This is a genomic window from Gemmatimonas sp. UBA7669, assembly GCF_002483225.1.
Taxonomy (GTDB): domain Bacteria; phylum Gemmatimonadota; class Gemmatimonadetes; order Gemmatimonadales; family Gemmatimonadaceae; genus Gemmatimonas.
The window spans coordinates 109,395-128,710 of the sequence record NZ_DLHL01000011.1 but is presented as its reverse complement, the minus strand read 5'-3'; the positions used below and the strand labels follow the sequence as shown (position 1 = coordinate 128,710).

The 19,316-nt window shown below is 64.7% G+C and carries 8 protein-coding genes; all 8 read left to right on the top strand.

Going from position 1 to position 19,316, the window contains the following annotated elements; all coding sequences use genetic code 11:
• Window positions 1-35 precede the first annotated feature (35 nt).
• The 8 genes from ettA (at window position 36) to mads8 (ending at window position 19,244) form a co-directional block, all read left to right on the top strand.
• Complete coding sequence (ettA, locus tag B2747_RS02950; protein ID WP_291156702.1) at window positions 36-1,706, top strand: energy-dependent translational throttle protein EttA; 1,671 nt, start codon at window positions 36-38, stop codon at window positions 1,704-1,706.
• A 642-nt stretch (window positions 1,707-2,348) separates the two neighbouring features.
• The gene (mads2, locus tag B2747_RS02945; protein WP_291156700.1) at window positions 2,349-4,418 is read left to right on the top strand and encodes a methylation-associated defense system DNA methyltransferase MAD2; all 2,070 of its coding nucleotides are present in this window, start codon (window positions 2,349-2,351) and stop codon (window positions 4,416-4,418) included.
• Window positions 4,415-5,704, top strand: a complete 1,290-nt coding sequence (gene mads3, locus B2747_RS02940; protein WP_291156697.1) for a methylation-associated defense system AAA family ATPase MAD3 — start codon at window positions 4,415-4,417, stop codon at window positions 5,702-5,704. The genes mads2 and mads3 overlap by 4 nt, the downstream gene beginning before the upstream one ends.
• Before the next feature lie 11 nt (window positions 5,705-5,715).
• Window positions 5,716-6,345 (top strand): methylation-associated defense system protein MAD4, encoded by a 630-nt coding sequence (mads4, locus tag B2747_RS02935; RefSeq protein WP_291156694.1) that lies wholly within the window; start codon window positions 5,716-5,718, stop codon window positions 6,343-6,345.
• Window positions 6,342-7,754 carry a methylation-associated defense system restriction endonuclease subunit S MAD5 gene (mads5, locus tag B2747_RS02930; RefSeq protein ID WP_291156691.1) on the top strand — a complete coding sequence of 471 codons (1,413 nt, stop codon included), beginning with the start codon at window positions 6,342-6,344 and terminating at the stop codon, window positions 7,752-7,754. Before mads4 ends, mads5 begins: the two co-directional genes overlap by 4 nt.
• On the top strand, window positions 7,754-11,929 hold the full coding sequence (gene mads6 / locus B2747_RS02925) for a methylation-associated defense system protein kinase MAD6 (RefSeq protein WP_414652168.1): 4,176 nt from the start codon (window positions 7,754-7,756) through the stop codon (window positions 11,927-11,929). The genes mads5 and mads6 overlap by 1 nt, the downstream gene beginning before the upstream one ends.
• A complete protein-coding gene (gene mads7 / locus B2747_RS02920; protein WP_291156685.1) occupies window positions 11,929-13,614 on the top strand; it encodes a methylation-associated defense system protein MAD7 in 1,686 nt (561 codons plus the stop codon). The genes mads6 and mads7 overlap by 1 nt, the downstream gene beginning before the upstream one ends.
• Entirely contained in the window at window positions 13,611-19,244 is a 5,634-nt protein-coding gene (gene mads8 / locus B2747_RS02915; RefSeq protein WP_291156682.1) for a methylation-associated defense system ATP-binding protein MAD8, read from the top strand. The genes mads7 and mads8 overlap by 4 nt, the downstream gene beginning before the upstream one ends.
• Window positions 19,245-19,316: the final 72 nt, after the last annotated feature.

The following is a 19,316-nucleotide window of genomic DNA, read 5'->3' as shown; positions in this document are numbered from 1 at the left end:
AGGGTTCCGTTCTTCCCTGCACCCCGTCCGCACCCATGGCTCCGCAATTCATCTACGTCATGAAGGGCCTGCGCAAGGTCGTTCCACCCTCGCGCATCATCCTCGACGATATCTGGTTGTCCTTTTATCCCGGCGCGAAGATCGGCGTGCTGGGTCCGAACGGCGCGGGCAAGTCCTCGCTGCTGCGCATCATGGCCGGTGTGGACACCGAGTTTCAGGGCGAGGCCTGGGCGCACAAGGGCACGCGCATCGGCTATCTGCCGCAGGAGCCCGAGCTCGACGCGACGCTCGATGTGCGCGGCAACGTGGAGCTGGCCGTCAAGGCCCAGCGTGATGCGCTGAACGAGTTCAACGCCATCTCACTGCAGTTCGCCGAGCCCGATGCCGATTTCGACAAGCTCATGGAGCGGCAGGGCAAGCTGCAGGAGTACATCGACCAGCACGATCTCTGGAACCTCGACAACAAGATCGACGTGGCCATGGATGCGCTGCGTCTGCCGCCGGGTGATTCACCGGTGACCAATCTGTCGGGTGGTGAGAAGCGTCGTGTGGCGCTCTGCAAGATCCTGCTGGAAGAGCCGGACATGCTGCTGCTCGACGAGCCCACCAACCACCTCGACGCCGAGAGCGTGGCGTGGCTGGAGCATCATCTCGAGCGCTTCCCGGGTACGGTCGTGGCCATCACCCACGATCGCTACTTCCTCGACAACGTGGCCAAGTGGATCCTCGAGCTCGACCGCGGCAAGGGTGTGCCGTACGAGGGCAACTACAGCGGCTGGCTGGAGCAGAAGCAGCAGCGTCTCGCGCAGGAAGAGAAGCACGCCAGCGCGCGTCAGAAGACCCTCGAGAAGGAACTCGAGTGGGTGCGCATGTCGCCGCGTGCGCGGCAGGCCAAGAACAAGGCCCGTCTGCAGGCCTACGAGGATCTGGCCAGCGAGGCGCAGAACGATCGGGTCATGCAAAACGAAATCGTCATTCCGCCGGCGCCGCGCCTCGGCAACGACGTGGTGCGCGCGAAGGGCCTGCGCAAGGCATTTGGCGACAAGCTGCTGTTCGACAATCTCAACTTCGACCTGCCGCGCGCGGGCATCGTGGGCATCATCGGTCCCAACGGCGCCGGCAAGACCACACTGTTCCGCATGATCAACGGGCTCGAGAAGCCCGATGCCGGCGAACTCGTGGTGGGCGAGACGGTGCAGATCTCGTATCAGGATCAGCACCGCACGCTCGAGGGCAAGCGCACGCTGTGGGAAGAAATTTCGGGTGGACGCGAAACCATTCCCGTGGGCAAGCGCGAACTCAATTCGCGTGCCTATGCGGCGAGCTTCAACTTCAGGGGCGCCGACCAGCAGAAGCTGGTGGCCAACCTGTCGGGTGGTGAGCGCAATCGCTTGCATCTCGCCAAGACGGTGATGCAGGGCGGCAACCTGCTGCTGCTCGACGAGCCCACCAACGATCTCGACGTGGATACGTTGCGTGCGCTCGAAGACGCCGTGCTCGATTTCTCAGGCTGCGCGGTGATCATCTCTCACGATCGCTGGTTCCTGGATCGTGTGGCCACGCACATTCTGGCCTTCGAGGGGGACAGCGAGGTGGTGTGGTTCGAGGGCAATTACTTCGCGTACATCGAGGACCTGAAGCGTCGCAAGGGTCCGGATGCCGACCAGCCGCATCGCATCAAGTACAAGAAGCTGGTGCGGTCGTAACTCTCATGGGGCGCCGGTCATGTCTCGGGTGAGCGATACGAGCGCGGAGGCGGAAGCCGTACGGCTGGCCGCGTTGCGCGCACGTTCACCCGAGGCACGATTGCGGGATGCGCTGGAGTTGAGTGAGATCGTGCACGCAGCGGCGATAGCGCGACTTCGCGCTCGCCATCCCGAAATGTCCATGGTGGATTTGGCGTTTCTAGTTTGTGAGACGGGGACGGGGAACGCGTGTTAGTCCAAGGGGAACTACTGGCCGTTCCTCGAGGACCGGAAGCGGCGGAAGGGGCCGGGCAAGGAGCGCCGGCTCGCGGGTGGCCGGCTGGATCTAAGTAACCACGCTAGGGATGCCTGCGCATGTCTGCTCGTCGCGCACGACCTCCTGACTGGTCAAGCTGTAGCCCCTCAGCCGTACGAATTGCATTTGGCGGTTAAGGAAGGGTGGATCTGGGTGGCGAAGCCTGGGGCGAACGCTGAGGCAATATCTGGAGGCTAACCGTGCGCGCGCGTCGCGTCGCTCGTAACTTTACGATGGAACATTCTGGGGGCCGCCACGCAACTCGTACGAGGCAGCTCCAGTGCGCATGTCAGAGCTAGTCGCCCAGGCCAAACCGGCAAACCTCACCTTATATATAGACAACGTTAGTGTCGAACATCGAAGCCCCGCATGATGAACAAGACGAGCTGACCTCCTTGGAAGAGGGGACACTGCTCGACTACATCACCGGCGAGCCGGTGAAGGACACGCCAAAGGAGCAGGTTCGCCAACGTATCGCGCGAGCACTCTTCCACGAGTACGGTATCTCGGTCGAGGACATGGTCCCCGACTACAAGTTGAAGGTCGACGGCCGCAAGAAGTCCATCGATATCGCCATCTTCGAGACCGGTACCGACAAGACTCCCGAAAACCTTCGCCGCGTGGTCATTTGCGACAAGGAGCCCAAGACTGGGTCAAAGGGTGCCTACAAGATGCGCGATCACAAACAGGCCGAGAAGGAGTTCGGCCTGCTCTACGCGGTGATGGGTCAAGAGGACGCCGAGAACTGCCGCTGGGGCCTGTGGACCAACGGTCTCGACTTCTTCTTCTTTGAGAAGGAGACCACGAAGTTCGACGTCAAGTTCCACCCGCGCGGCGACTGGCCCATGGCCGACGGCACGCTCGGCAGCCGCACCGTCGCCTCCACCGCGCAGCTGCGCCGCGCCGATCGCGACATGCTGCTGACGGCCTTCCGCCGCTGCCACAACTACATACACGGCAACGAGGGCATGCCGAAGGACGCCGCCTTCTGGCAGTTCCTCTACCTGATCTTCGCCAAGCTCCACGATGAGCGCCGCCCGAAGGACCAGCCCCCGCGGTTCTGGGCTGGTATGTTCGAGAAGCAGGTGGGTGGCAAGAAACAGCTCGTCGACGAGCAGTTCGACCCCGACGGCCAGAAGGCCATCCGCGCCCGCGTCAAGCAGCTCGTCGATGAGGTCGCGAAGAAGTACAAAGACACCGTTTTCCGCGATAACCCGCCCCGCATCACGCTATCGGACCGCGCCCTCGCGTTCATCGTCGGCGAGCTTGCCAAGTATGACCTCGGGCGTACGGCCCTCGATGCCAAGGGCGCGGCCTACCAGGAGCTGGTGAAGCACAACATCCGCGGCGACCGCGGGCAATACTTCACCCCCCGGGGCCCGGTCGACCTCATGGTCGAGATGCTCGACCCCAAGCCTCACGAGCGCGTTATGGACCCGGCATGCGGCACCGGCGGTTTCCTCGTGTCAACCCTCAAGCACATCGATTCCCGGCTTCACGACGAGACAAACGTTCCGTCTGGGGAGGAGTCGACCGACGACTTCTTTTCCATTCAGGAACGGCTCATCAACTTCGCGGAACACAACCTCTTCGGCGCCGACTTCGATCCCTTCCTGGTGCGAGCGGCGCAGATGAACATCCTCATGGCCAGCAACGGTCAGGCCCGGGTGTTCAACATGAACTCGCTCGAGTTCCCCGTCGGCCACCTCCAAGGCGTCTCCGAGGCCAAAGGCAAGGCAGACCTCGGCACGATGGACGTGGTGATGACGAACCCTCCATTCGGGTCGAACATCCCCGTCGCCGATCCGAACATCCTGCGCCACTACGAGCTGGCGCATATCTGGGAGCGGACCGAGGACGGGGGGTTCCGGAACACGGGCCGGCTTCAGGGCAGCGTGGCGCCGGAGGTGCTCTTCATCGAACGCAGCCTCGACTGGCTCAAGGCCGGCGGGCGCGCCGGCATTGTCCTCCCCGACGGCATCCTCGGCAACCCCGGCGACGAGTACATCCGCTGGTGGCTGCTGCGGCATTGCTGGATTCTCGCCAGCGTGGACCTGCCGGTGGAGGTGTTCATCGTCGAGGCGAACGTGAACATCCTGACCAGCCTGCTCTTCCTCAAGAAGAAGACCGACGAGGAGATCCGCGCGGAGGACCTCGGCCAGAAGGTCGACTACCCGGTGTTTATGGCCGTCGCCGAAAAGGTCGGCTTCGACCGGCGGGGGAACACGCTCTACAAGCGCGGACCCGACGGCGAGGAGCTCGTCGAAGAAGTCGAGCACCGCGAGCGCATCCGCGTAAATGGACACTCCGTGGTCCGCGTGCTCCGGCGGAAGGAGAAGACCGTCGACGACGACCTGCCGCGCATCGCGGAGGCGTTTCGCGAGTTTCGCGAGGTCTACCCGGAGCCTGGCAAATGATTTCGCGAATCGACGCCACCAACTATCGGTGCTTCGAACGACTCGGAATAAACTTCGGAGCATTCGCGGTTGTTGCCGGATCCAACGGGTCTGGAAAAACGACCCTGCTCGACATCCCTATGCTGCTCGGCGACTTGCTGCGCTCTCGCAACGTTGCGCAGGCTTTCGTGGCTCGCATGCTCGGGAGAGGGGCGCGCGCTACGAGCCTTACGGAAGTCCCGTTCCGCTCCGAGCGCAATAGCTTCACGCTCGGCATAGAAGCGAAATTGCCCGATCACATCGCGACGGCGCTCGTCGATGCAGCTCCTGCCCCGGTCCGCCACGCACCGGACAAGCACCCGACCCACATTCGGTACGAGCTCCGCCTCGAGGTTGAAAGCGGAAACCAGATCACTGTGCGAAACGAGTACCTTTTCGTGTTCCCCCTGTCGGAGTCCTACGAGTTAAGACGTCTCCCCATGCAGGGAGAAAACGCGGACCAAGACGACTGGCGGTTCATCCTGAAGCGCGACGTACACAGCGAGCAAACGTCCGAGGTGGTGATTCGACCGGAGACGAAAGGAGCTAAGGAAAAGGAGACGCAAGTCGACCGCACCGTCGCGGCGCTCCCACGCCTCCAATACGAGGCGGAGATGGAGTTCGCCGCCGGGCGATGGCTCCTCGATCAGCTGCTGACCGGCGGACTGTTCTTTGACCCTAAGTGGACCGAACTACGAGCAGCTGCCCCTCCGGGCCTAGACCGCACCCTGATGGCCTCTGGTGAGAACCTTCCTTGGCTGGCCCTTGGCTTATTTCGAAACGATCCGGAGCGCTTTGCGATGTGGGTCGGGCACGTTCAAACGGCGCTTCCTCAGATCTCCGATATCTCCGTGCACGAACGCGAGGAAGACCACCATGCGTACTTCCGAGTGACCTACGAAGGTGGTTTCTCGGTGACCTCGTCTGGACTGTCGGAAGGCACGCTTCGCATCATGGCGTTCACTCTAGTCGCGTACCTGCTAGATCCCCCTTCGCTGCTCGTCGTGGAGGAGCCTGAGAACAGCGTTCATCCTCAAGCGATTGAAGCAATCATGCAGTCGTTGCGGTCGCTCTACGATGGCCAGGTCTGGGTCTCAACCCACTCTCCGGTGGTACTCGCGGACGGCGAACTCTCCGACCTGGTGATCTCCCGTCTCGAACGGAGTGGTGCGGCTACTGTTCTACGTGGCGTGGACCATCCCCGACTTGCGCAGTGGAAGGGTGCGATCGATCTGGGAAGCCTGTTCGCGACAGGGGTATTCGAATGAGGGACCTCCTAGTGTATGTCGCTGACGGCAATATGGCAGAGGCCGTCGGTGGACTCCTCGATCGGAATCAGGCGCACCTCGTGATCGGCTGCGCACCCTTCACGTTCGACAGTCGAATCGACATCAAAATAGCGAAAGGACAGAACGACCCCGGGGTGTACACGCGCGCTGACGCGCTCATGCAACCCTACGCAACAGAGTATGCCCGCGCCGTCGTCATCATTGACGAAGAGTGGGAAGGCAGCCCAGGAGCCGCAGCCATTTCAGAACGGCTTCGGGAGCACTTGAGCGCTGCGGGTTGGCCCCAAGAGCGAACCCTTGTTCTGGTCGTATCGCCTGAGTCCGACATCTGGTTATGGTCAGACTCACCACATACGGCCACCGCCCTCGGTTGGGCTTCCTGGGACGCACTCAGACCTGCGCTGGAGGAGGAAGGTCTTCTGGTGCGTGAGCAGAAGAAGCCGAGCCGTCCAAAGGAGGCGGCTGAGTGGGCATTGGGGAATGGCCCAAAGCGAATCCCGCGTTCGTCCAAGCTCTTCCGGGAGGTCTCAGGGAAAGTCTCGGTCAAGCGGTGCGAGGACGACGCTCTCAGCGTGTTCATTAACCAGCTTCGAACGTGGTTTCCGGTGGAGGGCGCATGAAGGTCAAGAACATCCCCAGCGCCTGGATGCATCGTGATGGCCGACGCTTCGACTGTGGACCGTACATGTCTGGTGCACTTGAAGCGAAGATTCGCCTGGAGGGGCTCGCATGCCGTAAAGATCGGCTCGCGGACCTGACGACGGGTCGCGCCGCCGGCATCTACAACGGCCCACAGTTTGTTCGGAACTTTGTGAATGACCCTGCGCACGGAGTGCCGTTCCTCGGCACGTCTTCGATGCTTCGAGCTGATCTGAGCGACCTACCTTTGCTCCGAAAGCGTGATGCGCAGTCGGCGAAGCTCGCACACCTCCGCATCGACCCCGGCATGACGCTGATCTCCTGCTCGGGAACCATCGGGCGCATGGTCTACGCGCGACCTGACATGGCAGGTATGTGGAGCAACCAAGACATTCTAAAAGTAGTTCCCGATGCCGAGAAGGTTAGCGCGGGCTACCTCTACGCCTTCCTCAGCAGCAAGTTCGGCGTCCCGCTGGTCACCTCCGGCACCTACGGCGCGATCATCCAGCATATTGAGCCTCAGCACATCGCCGACCTGCCTGTTCCGCGGCTCGGTGATCGGGCGGAGGGTGAGGCTCATCGACTGGTGCAGAAAGCGGCGACGGCTCTGAGTCAGCATGCAGAGCTAATGCGCATGGCGACCTCCCAACTGCTTCAAGCAGTCGGTTTGACCGAAATAGTCGATAAAGAGTGGCAGGGTGATTCATCTGCCCTCGGATGGCGTGAGCTGGGACTCTCCAGTGAGAGTCTGCGCGCCTTCAATTACGATCCGCGTGCCCGTCGCATTTGGGACCAAATCACAGAAGCACGACACAGCGAACTCGGAGAACTCTGCGACTCCAGACTTTTCAAAGGAAAGATCATCTTTAAGAGGATTGATGCCGCGCCGGAGTTCGGGCTTCGGTTGATTGGACAACGTCAGGCGTTCCAGGTTCGGCCGGAGGGTCGGTGGATATCTGCTTCGTCGGTGGACGGGCTAGGGCTCCAAGTGCCTGCCGGATCGACGCTCATTCCGTCGCATGGGACGCTTGGCGAGCAGGAACTGTACTGTCGCGCAGTTCTTGTCACAAAAGGGACTTCTAGATTCGCTTTCAGTGGTGACTTTTTCCGATGCGTGCCGATTCGTTCCCGAATCGAGCCAGGATTCCTATACGCATACATGCGCTCTCGACTCGCATTTCGACTTCTTCGCTCAATCAGCACAGGCAGTAAGCAGCAAGAACAGCATGTCGTCATGATGCGACGATTTCCGATACCCAGACTTGGCACCGAAGAAGAGTCGCGAATCGCCGCGATGGTCGACCAAGCCGGTCTCCTCTTTGATGTCGCTGTGGAATCTGAGTCTGCGGCCCGCGCTCTCGTCGAGCGCACCATCGAGGAGGCAGCCTGATGGCAACGGTGGTCCCCATAGGCGAGCCCGTGAACGACGCCGAACGTCAGGCGATCGCGCACCTGCGGGACCACCTGCCGAGCAGCTACGTCGTCTTCCACAACTTCGAGATCCGCCGCGAAGGTGAGACCTTCGAGGTCGACATCGCGGTGCTCACCCCGCACGCGCTGTACTTGGTCGACGTTAAGGGCACGCGCGGGCTCATCGATGTCTACGGGCCCAAGTGGTACCCCGAAGGACGGCAGCCCTACACCTCGCCGCTCGTGAAGCTGCGGGGCCACGCGCGGACGGTGAAGGGCATCCTCACCGAGAGCCAACCGGGAAGACGCGACCTCGAGGACGTTTTCGTCGAGGCGGCCGTCCTGCTCACGGCCACCGATGCGCACCTCGTCGACCAGGGCAGCCGCGACATCGACAACGTCACGACGCTCAAGAAGTCCGCGTCGTTCTTCCAGAACGCGACCCGTATCCCGGCGCGCTTCGAGAAGAACATCTCGCGTCTTCACGGCATGGTGCGTAGTGCCTTGGTCGGCGTGGCCAAGCCGCGCTCGGGACCGCTCGTGCTCGGGGACTGGGAGGTTGTGGAGCGGCTTGGCGCCAGCGACATCTTCACCGAGTACCGCGCCATCAACACCTTCGCCGGCAAGCGCGGCGGCACCGCACTCTTGCGCGCCTACCAGGCCGATCCCTACCTCACCGACCGCGAGTCGCGTGAGAAGCAGAAGGCCCGCATCGCCAATGCCTTCTTCGCACTCAACCGACTCCCGGGACACCCGCTCATCGCCGGTGCCAAGAGCTTCTTCGCGACTGAGGGCGAAGACCGCTACGTGCTCGTGACGGAAGACGTGTCGGGGCAGGCGCTGCGCCTGCACATCGACAAGCCGGCTCTGGCGCTGACCCTTGACCAGAAGCTGCGGGTCGCCCGCGAGCTGCTCGAAGCGCTGGCCTTCTGCCACAGCCACGAGGTCGTGCACCGCGATCTCTCGCCGAGCACCATCCTGCTAGGCGGCGACGGCCACATCCGGCTCACCGGCTTCGATCACGCGCGCGCTGGTACCGACCGCAGCCTCACCATAGCAGCGGAGATCGTCGAGAAGATCGACGCGAACTACGCCGCCCCCGAGACCTGGAACGAGCCCGCAAACGCGAGCCCTTCATCGGACGTGTTCGGCGCGGGCCTCGTCCTCTACGAGCTCTTTACCGGGCAGCGGCCTTTCGGCTCGCCAACCGAGCTGTTCGACCAGGGCGGCGTGTTCCCCGTCAAGCCGTCGGCGCACCGCGCCGAGATCGCGCCGCCGCTCGACGAATGGCTACAGCGGCTGTGCACCTTCGACTCGGATCAGCGGCTGAGCGCCGCCGCGGCGCTCGAAGCCCTCGACGAGGCCCTCGCCGCATCGGTGCCCGAGGAGGAGGTCGCACCGCCGCCGGCCGAGTCGACGCCCCGTAGGCCGCCTTCCACTCCGCCGTCTCCGCCGATCGACTGGACCAACGTCCCGCGGGGCACCCTGCTCGCAGGCAAGCTAGAGGTGCAAGCCAAGCTCGGCCGCGGCACCTTCGGCGTCGTCTACAAGGTGGTCGACACCCTCGGCGACGTGACCCGGGCGTTGAAGCTCATCCTCCGCGACCGCCACTCGACGCTGGAGCGGCTCAAGAAAGAGTACAAGACCCTTGTCCACTTGCCCGAGCACCCGCACGTCGTGCGTGTGATCGACGCCAACGTGCTCCCGGGGGAAGGGCCGCCGTACATGCTCTTTGAGTACGTCGACGGCGAGGACGTGGGCGACCTGATCCACGACGCCCGCTTCGCGGCGGAAGACGCGCTCGTGCTCCTGCGCCAGGTGGCCGAGGGCCTCATCCACCTGCACCGCGAGGGCGTCTACCACTGCGACATCAAGCCCCACAACCTGCTGTGGACGGTTCGGGGCGCAAAGATCATCGACTTCAACGTCTCGGTGCGGACGGAGGACAACGGCCACGGAGGTGGCTCGCGCCGCTACCTCCCACCGGATCTCGATCTGGCCGAGCTGCCGTCGCCGAGTGAGCTGGTCGACCGCGATCTTTATGCGCTGGGCCTCACGGTCTACGAGGCGCTGACGGGCAACTATCCGTGGAAGTCGACCTCGCCGCCGCCGGCCACCCCCGCGCCGGACCCGCGACAGATACCCGGCCTCTCCGACCTGGCGCCCGAGCTCACCGCCGTCGTGCTGAAGGCCATCGCACCCAAGCGGGCGGCCCGTTTCGCGTCGGCTTCGGCGCTCCTCGAGGCGCTGGAGGACGTCACCCGCGCCCGTCGTGAGCCAACCGCCGAGAGCTCCGACTCCCTGCTCGTGCCCGAGCTCGGCGGCACGCTGCCGGCCAACACGAACCCCTTCGTGAGCTACCTGCTCACGCTCTACAGCCAGAGCCCGCAGACCAACGCCGGCACGCGCGGCCTCGATGACCTCGGACGTCGCACATACGTCCCGACGCTGCTCGACGATGGCCTGATGTCCGACGTCATCGCGGGGAAGTTCAAGCTGGTGTTGATCACCGGCAACGCGGGGGACGGCAAGACTGCGTTCTTGCAGCAGCTCGAGGCGCAGGCGGGCGAACAGGCCCAGCTCCTGTCGAGCGAGGCGCTGCTGAATGGCCGGCGCTTCAAGACGGTCCAGCGGACCTTCCTCACCAACTACGACGGCTCGCAGGACGAGGACACGCGCGGCAACGACGAGGTGCTGCGCGAGTTCTTCGCCCCCTTCAAGGGCAATGACCCGGCCGCCTGGCCCGACGTGGAGACCCGTCTCGTCGCGATCAACGAAGGCCGCCTCATCGACTTTCTGCAGACGGAGCGGGCGGCCTTCCCCGCACTGCTCCGGATCGTCGAGGAGGGCCTACTCACCGGCGGAGACGCGCACGGCGTCGCGGTCGTGAACCTGAACCTGCGCAGCGTGGTCGCCCAACGCGACGCCTCCGATGACTCGATACTCGAGCGTCAGATGCGGCTGCTGACCCACCCGATGTTCTGGGGCGCGTGCCAGAGCTGCGATCTCAAGGACCGCTGCTACGCCCTTCATAACGCGCAGACCTTCCAGGACCGGACGGCGGGGCCGCAGGTGCTGGAGCGCCTCAAGACGCTCTACACGCTGACGCACCTTCGAGGTCGCCTGCACATCACGCTGCGGGACCTTCGGTCTGCTCTGGCATTCATGCTTACCTCAGCGCGCGACTGCGCCGAGATTCACAAGCTTTACGCCGAGGGGCGGCGCGATGCAATCGCCGCGGGCTTCTACTTCAACTCGTGGATGGGCGCTGAGTCAGCCAGCGTCGATCGACTGCTCACGTTGCTGCAAGACATGGACGTCGGCGCGGCGAGCGACCCGCGGCTCGATCGCAGCCTCGACTTCGTGAGCCCGTCCCAGGATCGCAGCCGCTTCGGCTTCGCCGACCGTGGGCGCTACGACCACGACGTGTTGCGGGCTCTTTACGAGAACCTTCCGCGCGACTTCTCCGGAAAACCTACCCCGTACCGCACCGAGACCCACCGCCGCTACGTCGCGATGGCTCGTCGACGCGCGTTCTTCGAGCGCCGCGACGGCGGCTGGCGGGCGATGCTGCCGTACCGCTCCGGAGACCGGATGCTGAAGATGGTGCGCCGCGAGGCGATGCCCGAGCTGGCGCTCCCCGAAGTGCTCCAGGCCATCAACCGCGGCGAAGGGCTCCTCGATCCGACGCGCCTCGGCGGCAGCCTCGCGCTGCAGGTTCGCCAAGTCGAGCGTGGCACGATTCGGTCCTACCGACTCTACGACGCCGACCGGTTTGAGCTCACCATCCGCGACGGGGCCAGCCGAGCGCGGTTCGTCGAGCACATGCCCGACGCCCTCGTGCTGAGCTTCGACGACCAGGGCAACCAGGCGGAGCTCGTCATCAACCTCGACGTGTTCGAGATGCTCGAGCGCCTCAACCACGGCTATCGGCCGAGCCTCGAGGAGGAACAGGGCTACTACCTGAGCCTCGCCGTCTTCAAGAACGTCCTCGGTTCGGCGCCCTACCAAGAGGTGCTTCTGACGACCACGGGCCACGACTTCTACCGCGTTGAACGCCACCAGGATGGGCGCCTCGAGATGGCACACCTGCCGGCTCAATCACCCGCTGTGCTCTTGGAAGCCGCGGCAGACCTAGCTCCGGAGGTGCGCTGATGGGCCTGTCGAGCAAGGACCGCGCGTTCAATACCAAGAAGGTGTCCTACTTGGACTTCAAGCAACTCGAGATGGACCGTGTGCTGACGGCGCTCTTCGCCCGCCTTGCGCATAACGGCTTCCCGAGTCGGCTCAAGCGCCGGTTTGAGCTCTCGGTCGAGGCCTTCGTCGACGAGTTCCTGGAGCACCCGGAGTGGTTCACCGGCTTCGCCCAGCATCGCGAGATCCTCGAGCGCTGGGTGGAGACCCACCTGATGGACGTGGTGAACCGAGGGAAGGCGAGCCAGGCCGTCGCGGCCCCGCGTCCGCTTCACGGGTTCACCTACCGTTTCCGCAACCCGAAGCACTCGCGCGACTACGGTGCGGCGCAGCATCTCTACGAGACGCTCTACCACGCGCGAAAGGGCGCCGGTCAGGCGGCGATCGAGCAGCTCAATCGGTTCTTCTTCCAGGGCCACGACAAGGTCACCGGACGCACCGATGGCGCCACCGTGCTCGATGTCGAGACCCAGGCGCTCCTGCGCCTCACCGAGCAGGTGGAGGACGCACCCGACACTCGCAGCGGGCGCGACAGCTTCACCCCGATGTGCATCGGCGCAGCGGACCTGCTGGCTGAGGACATCAAGCGTCTGCTCTTCTATGATCGGCACATCCCGCGCTCGGTGATGGTCGACTACCTGAAGGTGCTCCTCGCCTTCCACCTCGCGCTCTACCACCTGCGCCTGTTCAAGTTGCTGCCGGCCCAGGTGAAGCGACGAGGCGCCGACTCTATCTGCGCACCGAGCGCCTGCCCGATGGACCCGCGCAGCGCCGACAACCCGCATGGTGACTGCCCCTACCGCGTCGGTGTGTTCGTTGACGTGGCAGGTCAGCCCGAGATGCCAGCGGCTCGGCTCGCCGTGCGCAGCGCCGACGTCCAATACCGACGCATCCCTTCGTTCGTGAAGGCCTACTTCACCTTCAAGAAGCTCGACGAGTTCGGGGAGTCGTTGGTGAAGACCGGCAAGCTGCATCGCCCCAAAAGCGAGGAGCTCGGCGTGGCCGACGTGCTGCAGCTCCTCGAGCCGCTGCACAAGGACGAGCGTGCCAAGTTCTTCGGCGCCCGGGTCTACGCGCTGGTTCAGGACTCGGCCGGCAACACCGAGACGGACCTCGACCCGGAGCTGAAGGCGGTCCTCGATCTCAAGCTGTCGGAGTTCGAGACGTACATCGAGATGCTCGTGGCGCTTCGCGGGAAGTTCCACCGCCAGTACATCACCGAGTGCATCGACTCGCTGCTGATGAAGAACCGTCCGGGCGCCCTCATCACCCAAGGGCGGACGAAGGGCGCTCCGCGGCGCTTCGTGCTCGACAGCCGGCTGCTCGAGGTGCTGCTCCAGATCGCGGTGCTCCGGCAGGACACCCCAAGCGGCCCCTTCTACACGGGCGAGCTGCGCATCGAAGCCCTGCTCACCTGGTTGCGGGAGCGCTACGGCCTGCACATCGACCGCCTGCCGCGAGGAGACGGCTTTGGCGCTCCAAGCATCGAGGACCGGGCCGCGCTGCGCGAGAACACGGCTGCCTTCACTGCGCGTCTGCGAGAGGTGGGCTTCTACCGTGACCTCTCGGACGCGTACGTCTCGCAGACGGTGACGCCGCGCTACCGCATCGAGCCCCCGACAGGCGGCAACGGGGGAACGCCATGAGCCAGGGACTTCGCACGATACAGCCTCACGACCTGGCGGCCGAGCTCGAAGCCGAGCTCTTCCCCCGACTCGCCGACCTTCTCTGCTCGCGTGGCCGCGGTCACTGCATGCGCCTCACCGATCTCGACCGCGACCTGATGGTGCGGTTGTGCGGACGGCTCCGCGCTGAGGTGCCCGAGTCCCAGGTCGTCATTCTCGGCAACGGGAACAGCACTACACCTGCGACGCTGACGGTCACCTCGACGAAGCTCGTAGAGCTGCGCAATCCCCTCCCGGATGGCGCGCTGCGGGCACCGCTCCTCGTGTTCATCCCGAACGACCTCCGCGCTGCAGCGGAAGACAGCTTCGGGATCGCGACCTTCGAGGACGTCCCGGTGGGTGATGTCTACACCCGCCTCCGCACACGCCTGATCAGCGAGCTTCCGGCGGCGATCCGCGGCGCCGTCGCCGAGAGTCTGCGCAGGCTCGAGGGGGAGACCGCATGGCCCTTCGCCGAGCCGCTGTCCGTCGTGCGCTTCCTGCTCAGCGCGAAGCTGAACGACGGAGACCCCGAGGCCGTGGGGGCCGGCCTGTTCGAGCTCGCGCTCATCCCCGACTTCGAGCTGCTGAGCGACCCGACGAAGGCGCCCGCTCGCATCGCCCGCAATCGCGACGCCGTCCGCTCGCTGACGTGGTCGGCTCGCTCGGAGCGGGGGCGCGTGCTCGAGCTGGGACTGAAGAAGGGTGCGTTCCAGGCGCAGCTGGGGGAGTTTCTGACGGACGCTGGCGTCGAGGACCCGCGCGAGTGGACGCGCCGAATCGTCCTGGACCGGGCCTGTTGGAAGTTCGCCTTCCACCGGTGGGAGTTCGAGGAGAACACCGACGAGCAGGGCCACGTGTTCATAGGGGACGTTGTCGCGGATCTTCCGACAGTTGGCGATGAGCCGTCCGACGCGAAGCTCCAGGAGCTGAAGGCCGACGAGAAGATCCTCGTCGTCGGCAAGGGAGGGCTCCGGAAGTTCAACGTGGGGTTCCGTGTCGATCCCCACCCGTCTCGCGTCGAGGGGCTGGCCAAGTTCGTCGCGCAGGTCATCTCCAAAGAGACCGGCCCGGTTGGGCTCGTGCGCAGCAAGAAGGCATGGAGCTCGTCGCGGATCACGGCGACCATCGACCTCAACAACCTGCACAAGGTCGAATGGGAAGAAGGCTGGCACTTCGTCCGTGTGCTGGCCCAGACCGAGGACGGAGAGCTCATTCCCCTGGTCGACGATGCCGGCCACCCGCTCCCGTGGGCGGTCGACGACGCCGACGCAACGGTTCCGCGGCCGAACGAGAGTGACCTGTTCTACGTGGTGACGGAGGTCGACGAGCCCCCTCCGCCGCCGCAACGAGCGGTGCAGAACGACGAGAGCCTCGAGCACGCACGACTTCGGCTGCAGTTCAGCGCCGTGGTCGACGGCCGCGACCCCACGACGATCGCGCCCCAGAGTGTCGCGTGGGCCGAGCGCCGCCGCGGACAGGGCACGGGCTCCGAGATGCTCGAGGTTCAGTTCGGGCGAGACGGGACGGTGCACGTACCCGTGTCGCGGGCGCTGAAGGGTCTCGAGCAGTCGATCCTCGCCGCGCCGACCGGTCCGGTGGCTTGGCGCATCGCGGTGCGTATGGGACAGCCCGAGAAGCCGACGGTGGAAGAAGCGCGCTGGCCGGCGACGGACGAGTGCCGCGACTTCCTGGAGACCCGCACGGCTTGGTTCGATGCCGTCCGCTCCGGCGCGAGCGAGCTCGTGACGCAGGCCGCCGATATGCGAGCGTTTCGTCCCCTGGCAGTGGCCTATGCTGATGCCTACCAGGCCCTGATCGCCGCGCTCCTACAGCGCGCGGAGGCGAGCGAGAGCCCCGAGGGCAAGACGGCGCTGAGCGACCTCTGGCGCATTCTCACCTTGGACACGGTCACCGTCGCCGTGATCGACCACCGCGGGCGCCGTCGCGAGGCTGCCCTCGTGGCCCCGACGCATCCACTCCGCGTTCTCTGGTTCGCGGCGTGGGCGGAGACCGGAACGCAGTGGCTCGAGACGGCCCGCAAAGGTCCCGCCGAGTTCGTGGTCGCCACGCGCGACGCGATCCTGAAACAGCTCGCTCCGGTGGGCCATCCGCCGGTGCTCGCCACGCCTGGCGGCCAGTCCGTGAGCGGGCGCCTGATGACGCCGATCGACAACCTATCTCCCCACTGGACGCTCTACGCGCCGGCACACGAGCCCGACCCGCGCGGGTTACTCGGGGAGGTTTGTATTGCGCTCGGTCTGCCCGAGCCGGCAATCGGGGGCGCCGCGATCGATGGCGAGGCGCTCGCAGCGCGGGTGCAGCGGTACCTGGTTCAGCACCCCTACATCACCACGCTGGTCATCAACGCGTTCAACCCCGGCCGCGCCGGCGTGCTCGCCGACATGCTGCTCGGCCTTCAGAGCCAGCCGGTGTTCGAGGACATCCGGTACGACGTTCGCCTCTTTGTCCTAGATGCGGATGCGCCCGGTGTGGGCGAAGGACTGGCCGAGCTCTTCTCGCCCTCAAGCAGCCAGGCGGGCCGCGAGGCCGACGCGTTCGCCACGCCCGGCGGCGACCACCTTCATCCGAAGCTCGCTCTCGGGATTCGCGGCACGTCGGACTTCCGTGCCAACCCGGAGCGCTTCGCGGCCCACCTTACGTTCTTGTTCGACCTCTTCCCCGCCGAGGAGGTCGGTGCGACTACCGCCTCTGTGCGTGAGTCGGCGGCGCCGGTGCACGGGCTGTTGCAGGACTATCACGTCGACTACCAGGAGGACGACGCCACCATCGCTTGGCGGCGCACGCCTCGGCACGGCGTCGCCTTGCCGCTCCTCGGCTGCGAGGAGCTGACCGACCTGCTGTCGACCCTGCCTTCGATGCTGTCGAATGCGACCTCGGCAGCGGCCACTGGTCAGGCGGGAATCGGCATGCGTCCGGTCATCGGGCTCGCTCTCGACGCGACCGAGCGCGCCCTGCTGCACCAGGTGCACGAGGTGAGCGACTGGGTAATCACGCTCGACCGCAACATGGGCATCGAGTTCTTCGACCACGGCGGCCGGCGCGATCGACCGGATTACCTGATCGACCATTCGCCTGACGTCGGGGCCTCGCTCGGCCATCGCCTGACGATCACCTCGCGCTCTGTCGCCGAGCTCGAGGCGATGCTCATGCCGGTTCTCGAGGACTACGGCCTCCCGGCCGACGGCCGCCACGTAGTCGCCGTGCTCGACCAGCTGCGCTCCCTCTCGGGGCGGCTCGCGCTGAAGCTCATCTCCGCGCCCTCGCAGCGCGCTGAAGCACTCGGCCTCGCGCTGTCGCGAATGTACCTCGAGCACCAGGGCGCCTTCCAGAGCCAGATCGCAGTGCCGCTCGATGCTCACCTCGAGCTCTACAGGTCGCTGAAGCAGGTCGCTGACGAGCTCGGAAACGACGTGAGCTTCAAGCGAACCGACCTTGGGCTCTTCGACCTCAACGCCGCCGAACGGACCATCACGTGCCGCTTGGTCGAGGTGAAGTGCTACACGGCCGTCGGAGACCTCGCTGCCTACGCCGCTCTGAAGGACCGCATCGCGGCTCAGGTGGCGCAGAGCCAAGAGGTACTGTCTACGCACTTCGATCCGCATCGCGCTCCGACTGACCGAGCAGATCGCCTCATCAAGACCCGCGAGCTCGTCGCCTTGCTCGAGTTCTACCTAGACCGAGGCGTGCGCTATGGGATCATGGATGAGCAAGCGGCCGAGGAGGCGCGCTTTCTCCTCCGCTCACTCGAGGAAGGCTACCGCCTAGTTTTCACTCGAAGCGCGCTCGTCTTCGACTTCGAGAAGGACGGAAGCGAGGTTGAACACGAGCACGGCATTCAGTTCCATCGTGTGGGGGCGAGCCTCATCCGCGAGCTTATCGATGCCGCCGCTCCGACCGCCGACGAGAAGGCCGCGAGCATCGAGGTGCTCGAGCCAGAGGCTGAAGTAAGCGAGCGCAGCGAGGCCGAGCTCACGCGTCGTCGTCTAAGGGCACTGAGCATCCCCACACTGAATTCCGCAGCGTTCCTAGGAGAAAGCCGCGACCGAAGCGTGACGTGGGAGGAGCTTATAACCTCGCGCGGGCGCGATCAGACCGCGGTCTTGCGTCCCCGCCAGCCTGGCCGTGGAATGACGGAAGCGCCCGCATTTGGTTCGACGGTGGTTGACCGCGTGAGTGTGGCTCAACCTGCCCTCTACGAGACCAAGGAGCACAAGGCCGATACGCCGCGTGAGGCGGTCGTCGTGGCCCCGGTGTGCCCTACTGACCGCTTAGTCGCGGTCGGCGCAGAGCCACGCGAGGAAGAGGCGGCGCACGTCTTGCCGAGGAACGAGGAGTTGGCCTCCGGACATGGCGAGGCCGGCGACGGTCCGTCCTACGACGTCATGCTCGGTGTGACCGGCGAGTCGCCGCAGTACGGCATCCTCGGCGAGGTCTCGGGACGCACCATCGCGCTCGATCTTAACCAGACCCACACGATCAGCCTGTTCGGTGTGCAAGGCGGCGGCAAGAGCTACACCTTGGGCACCGTTGCCGAGATGGCATCGCTGCAGATCGAAGGTATCAACCGACTTCCGCAGCCCCTGGCGACAGTCATCTTTCACTACAGTCCGACCATGGACTACGCACCGGAGTTCACCTCGATGGTGGCTCCGAACAGTGACGAGGCACAGGTCGCCGCACTCCGAGAGCGCTATGGAGCGGTGCCACGGGCCCTTGAAGATGTCCTGCTACTCGTGCCAGCCGACAAGCTCGACGAGCGTCGGGATGAGTACCCCGGCATCGAGGTGCGACCGCTCAAGTTCGCCGCATCGGAGCTGCAGGCGAGCCACTGGCGCTTCCTGATGGGCGCAGTAGGAAATCAGGCCACGTATATCCGGCAGCTCAACCGAATCATGAAGCAGCTGCGGGATGACCTCACCCTCCTTGGTCTCCAGCAGGGCATCGACGCGTCGCGTATGCCAGACCACATCAAGGAGCTCGCACGGGGGCGCCTCGAGCTGGCCGAGGAATTCATCGACGATAACACGCACCTAGGCGAAGCAATTCGTCCCGGCCGATTAGTGATCGTCGACCTTCGCGACGAGTTCATGGAGAAGGACCAAGCCCTCGGGCTTTTTGTGGTCCTCCTTCAGCTATTCGCCGAGGTCACATACGAGGGCCGCAAGTTCAACAAGCTCGTCGTGTTCGATGAGGCGCACAAATACATCGAGAGTCCCGATCTCGTCGCCGGACTTGTTGAGGTGGTCCGCGAGATGCGACACAAAGGAACGAGCATCATGGTGGCGAGCCAAGATCCGCCATCCGTGCCTGTCCAGCTGATCGAGCTCTCAAGTCAGATCATCCTCCACAGATTCAACTCGCCCGCCTGGCTCAAGCACATTCAGAAAGCGAACGCGGCGCTCGGGGGGCTCACGCCCGAGAAGATGGCGCACCTGCGCCCAGGGGAGGCCTTTGTCTGGTCGAGCAAGGCGACGGATGATGCGTTCAGCAAGGGCGCAATCAAGGTCCGCTGTCGGCCGCGCGCGACGCAGCATGGTGGGGCGACGAAGACGGCGGTCTTACCGCCGGTTCCAGACCGTCTGATCTAGGAGTATATCGGTTGCCGTCGTGATACGAGCGTGCTCCACACGGTCTGTAAGAGGACCATAGGATAGACAGGA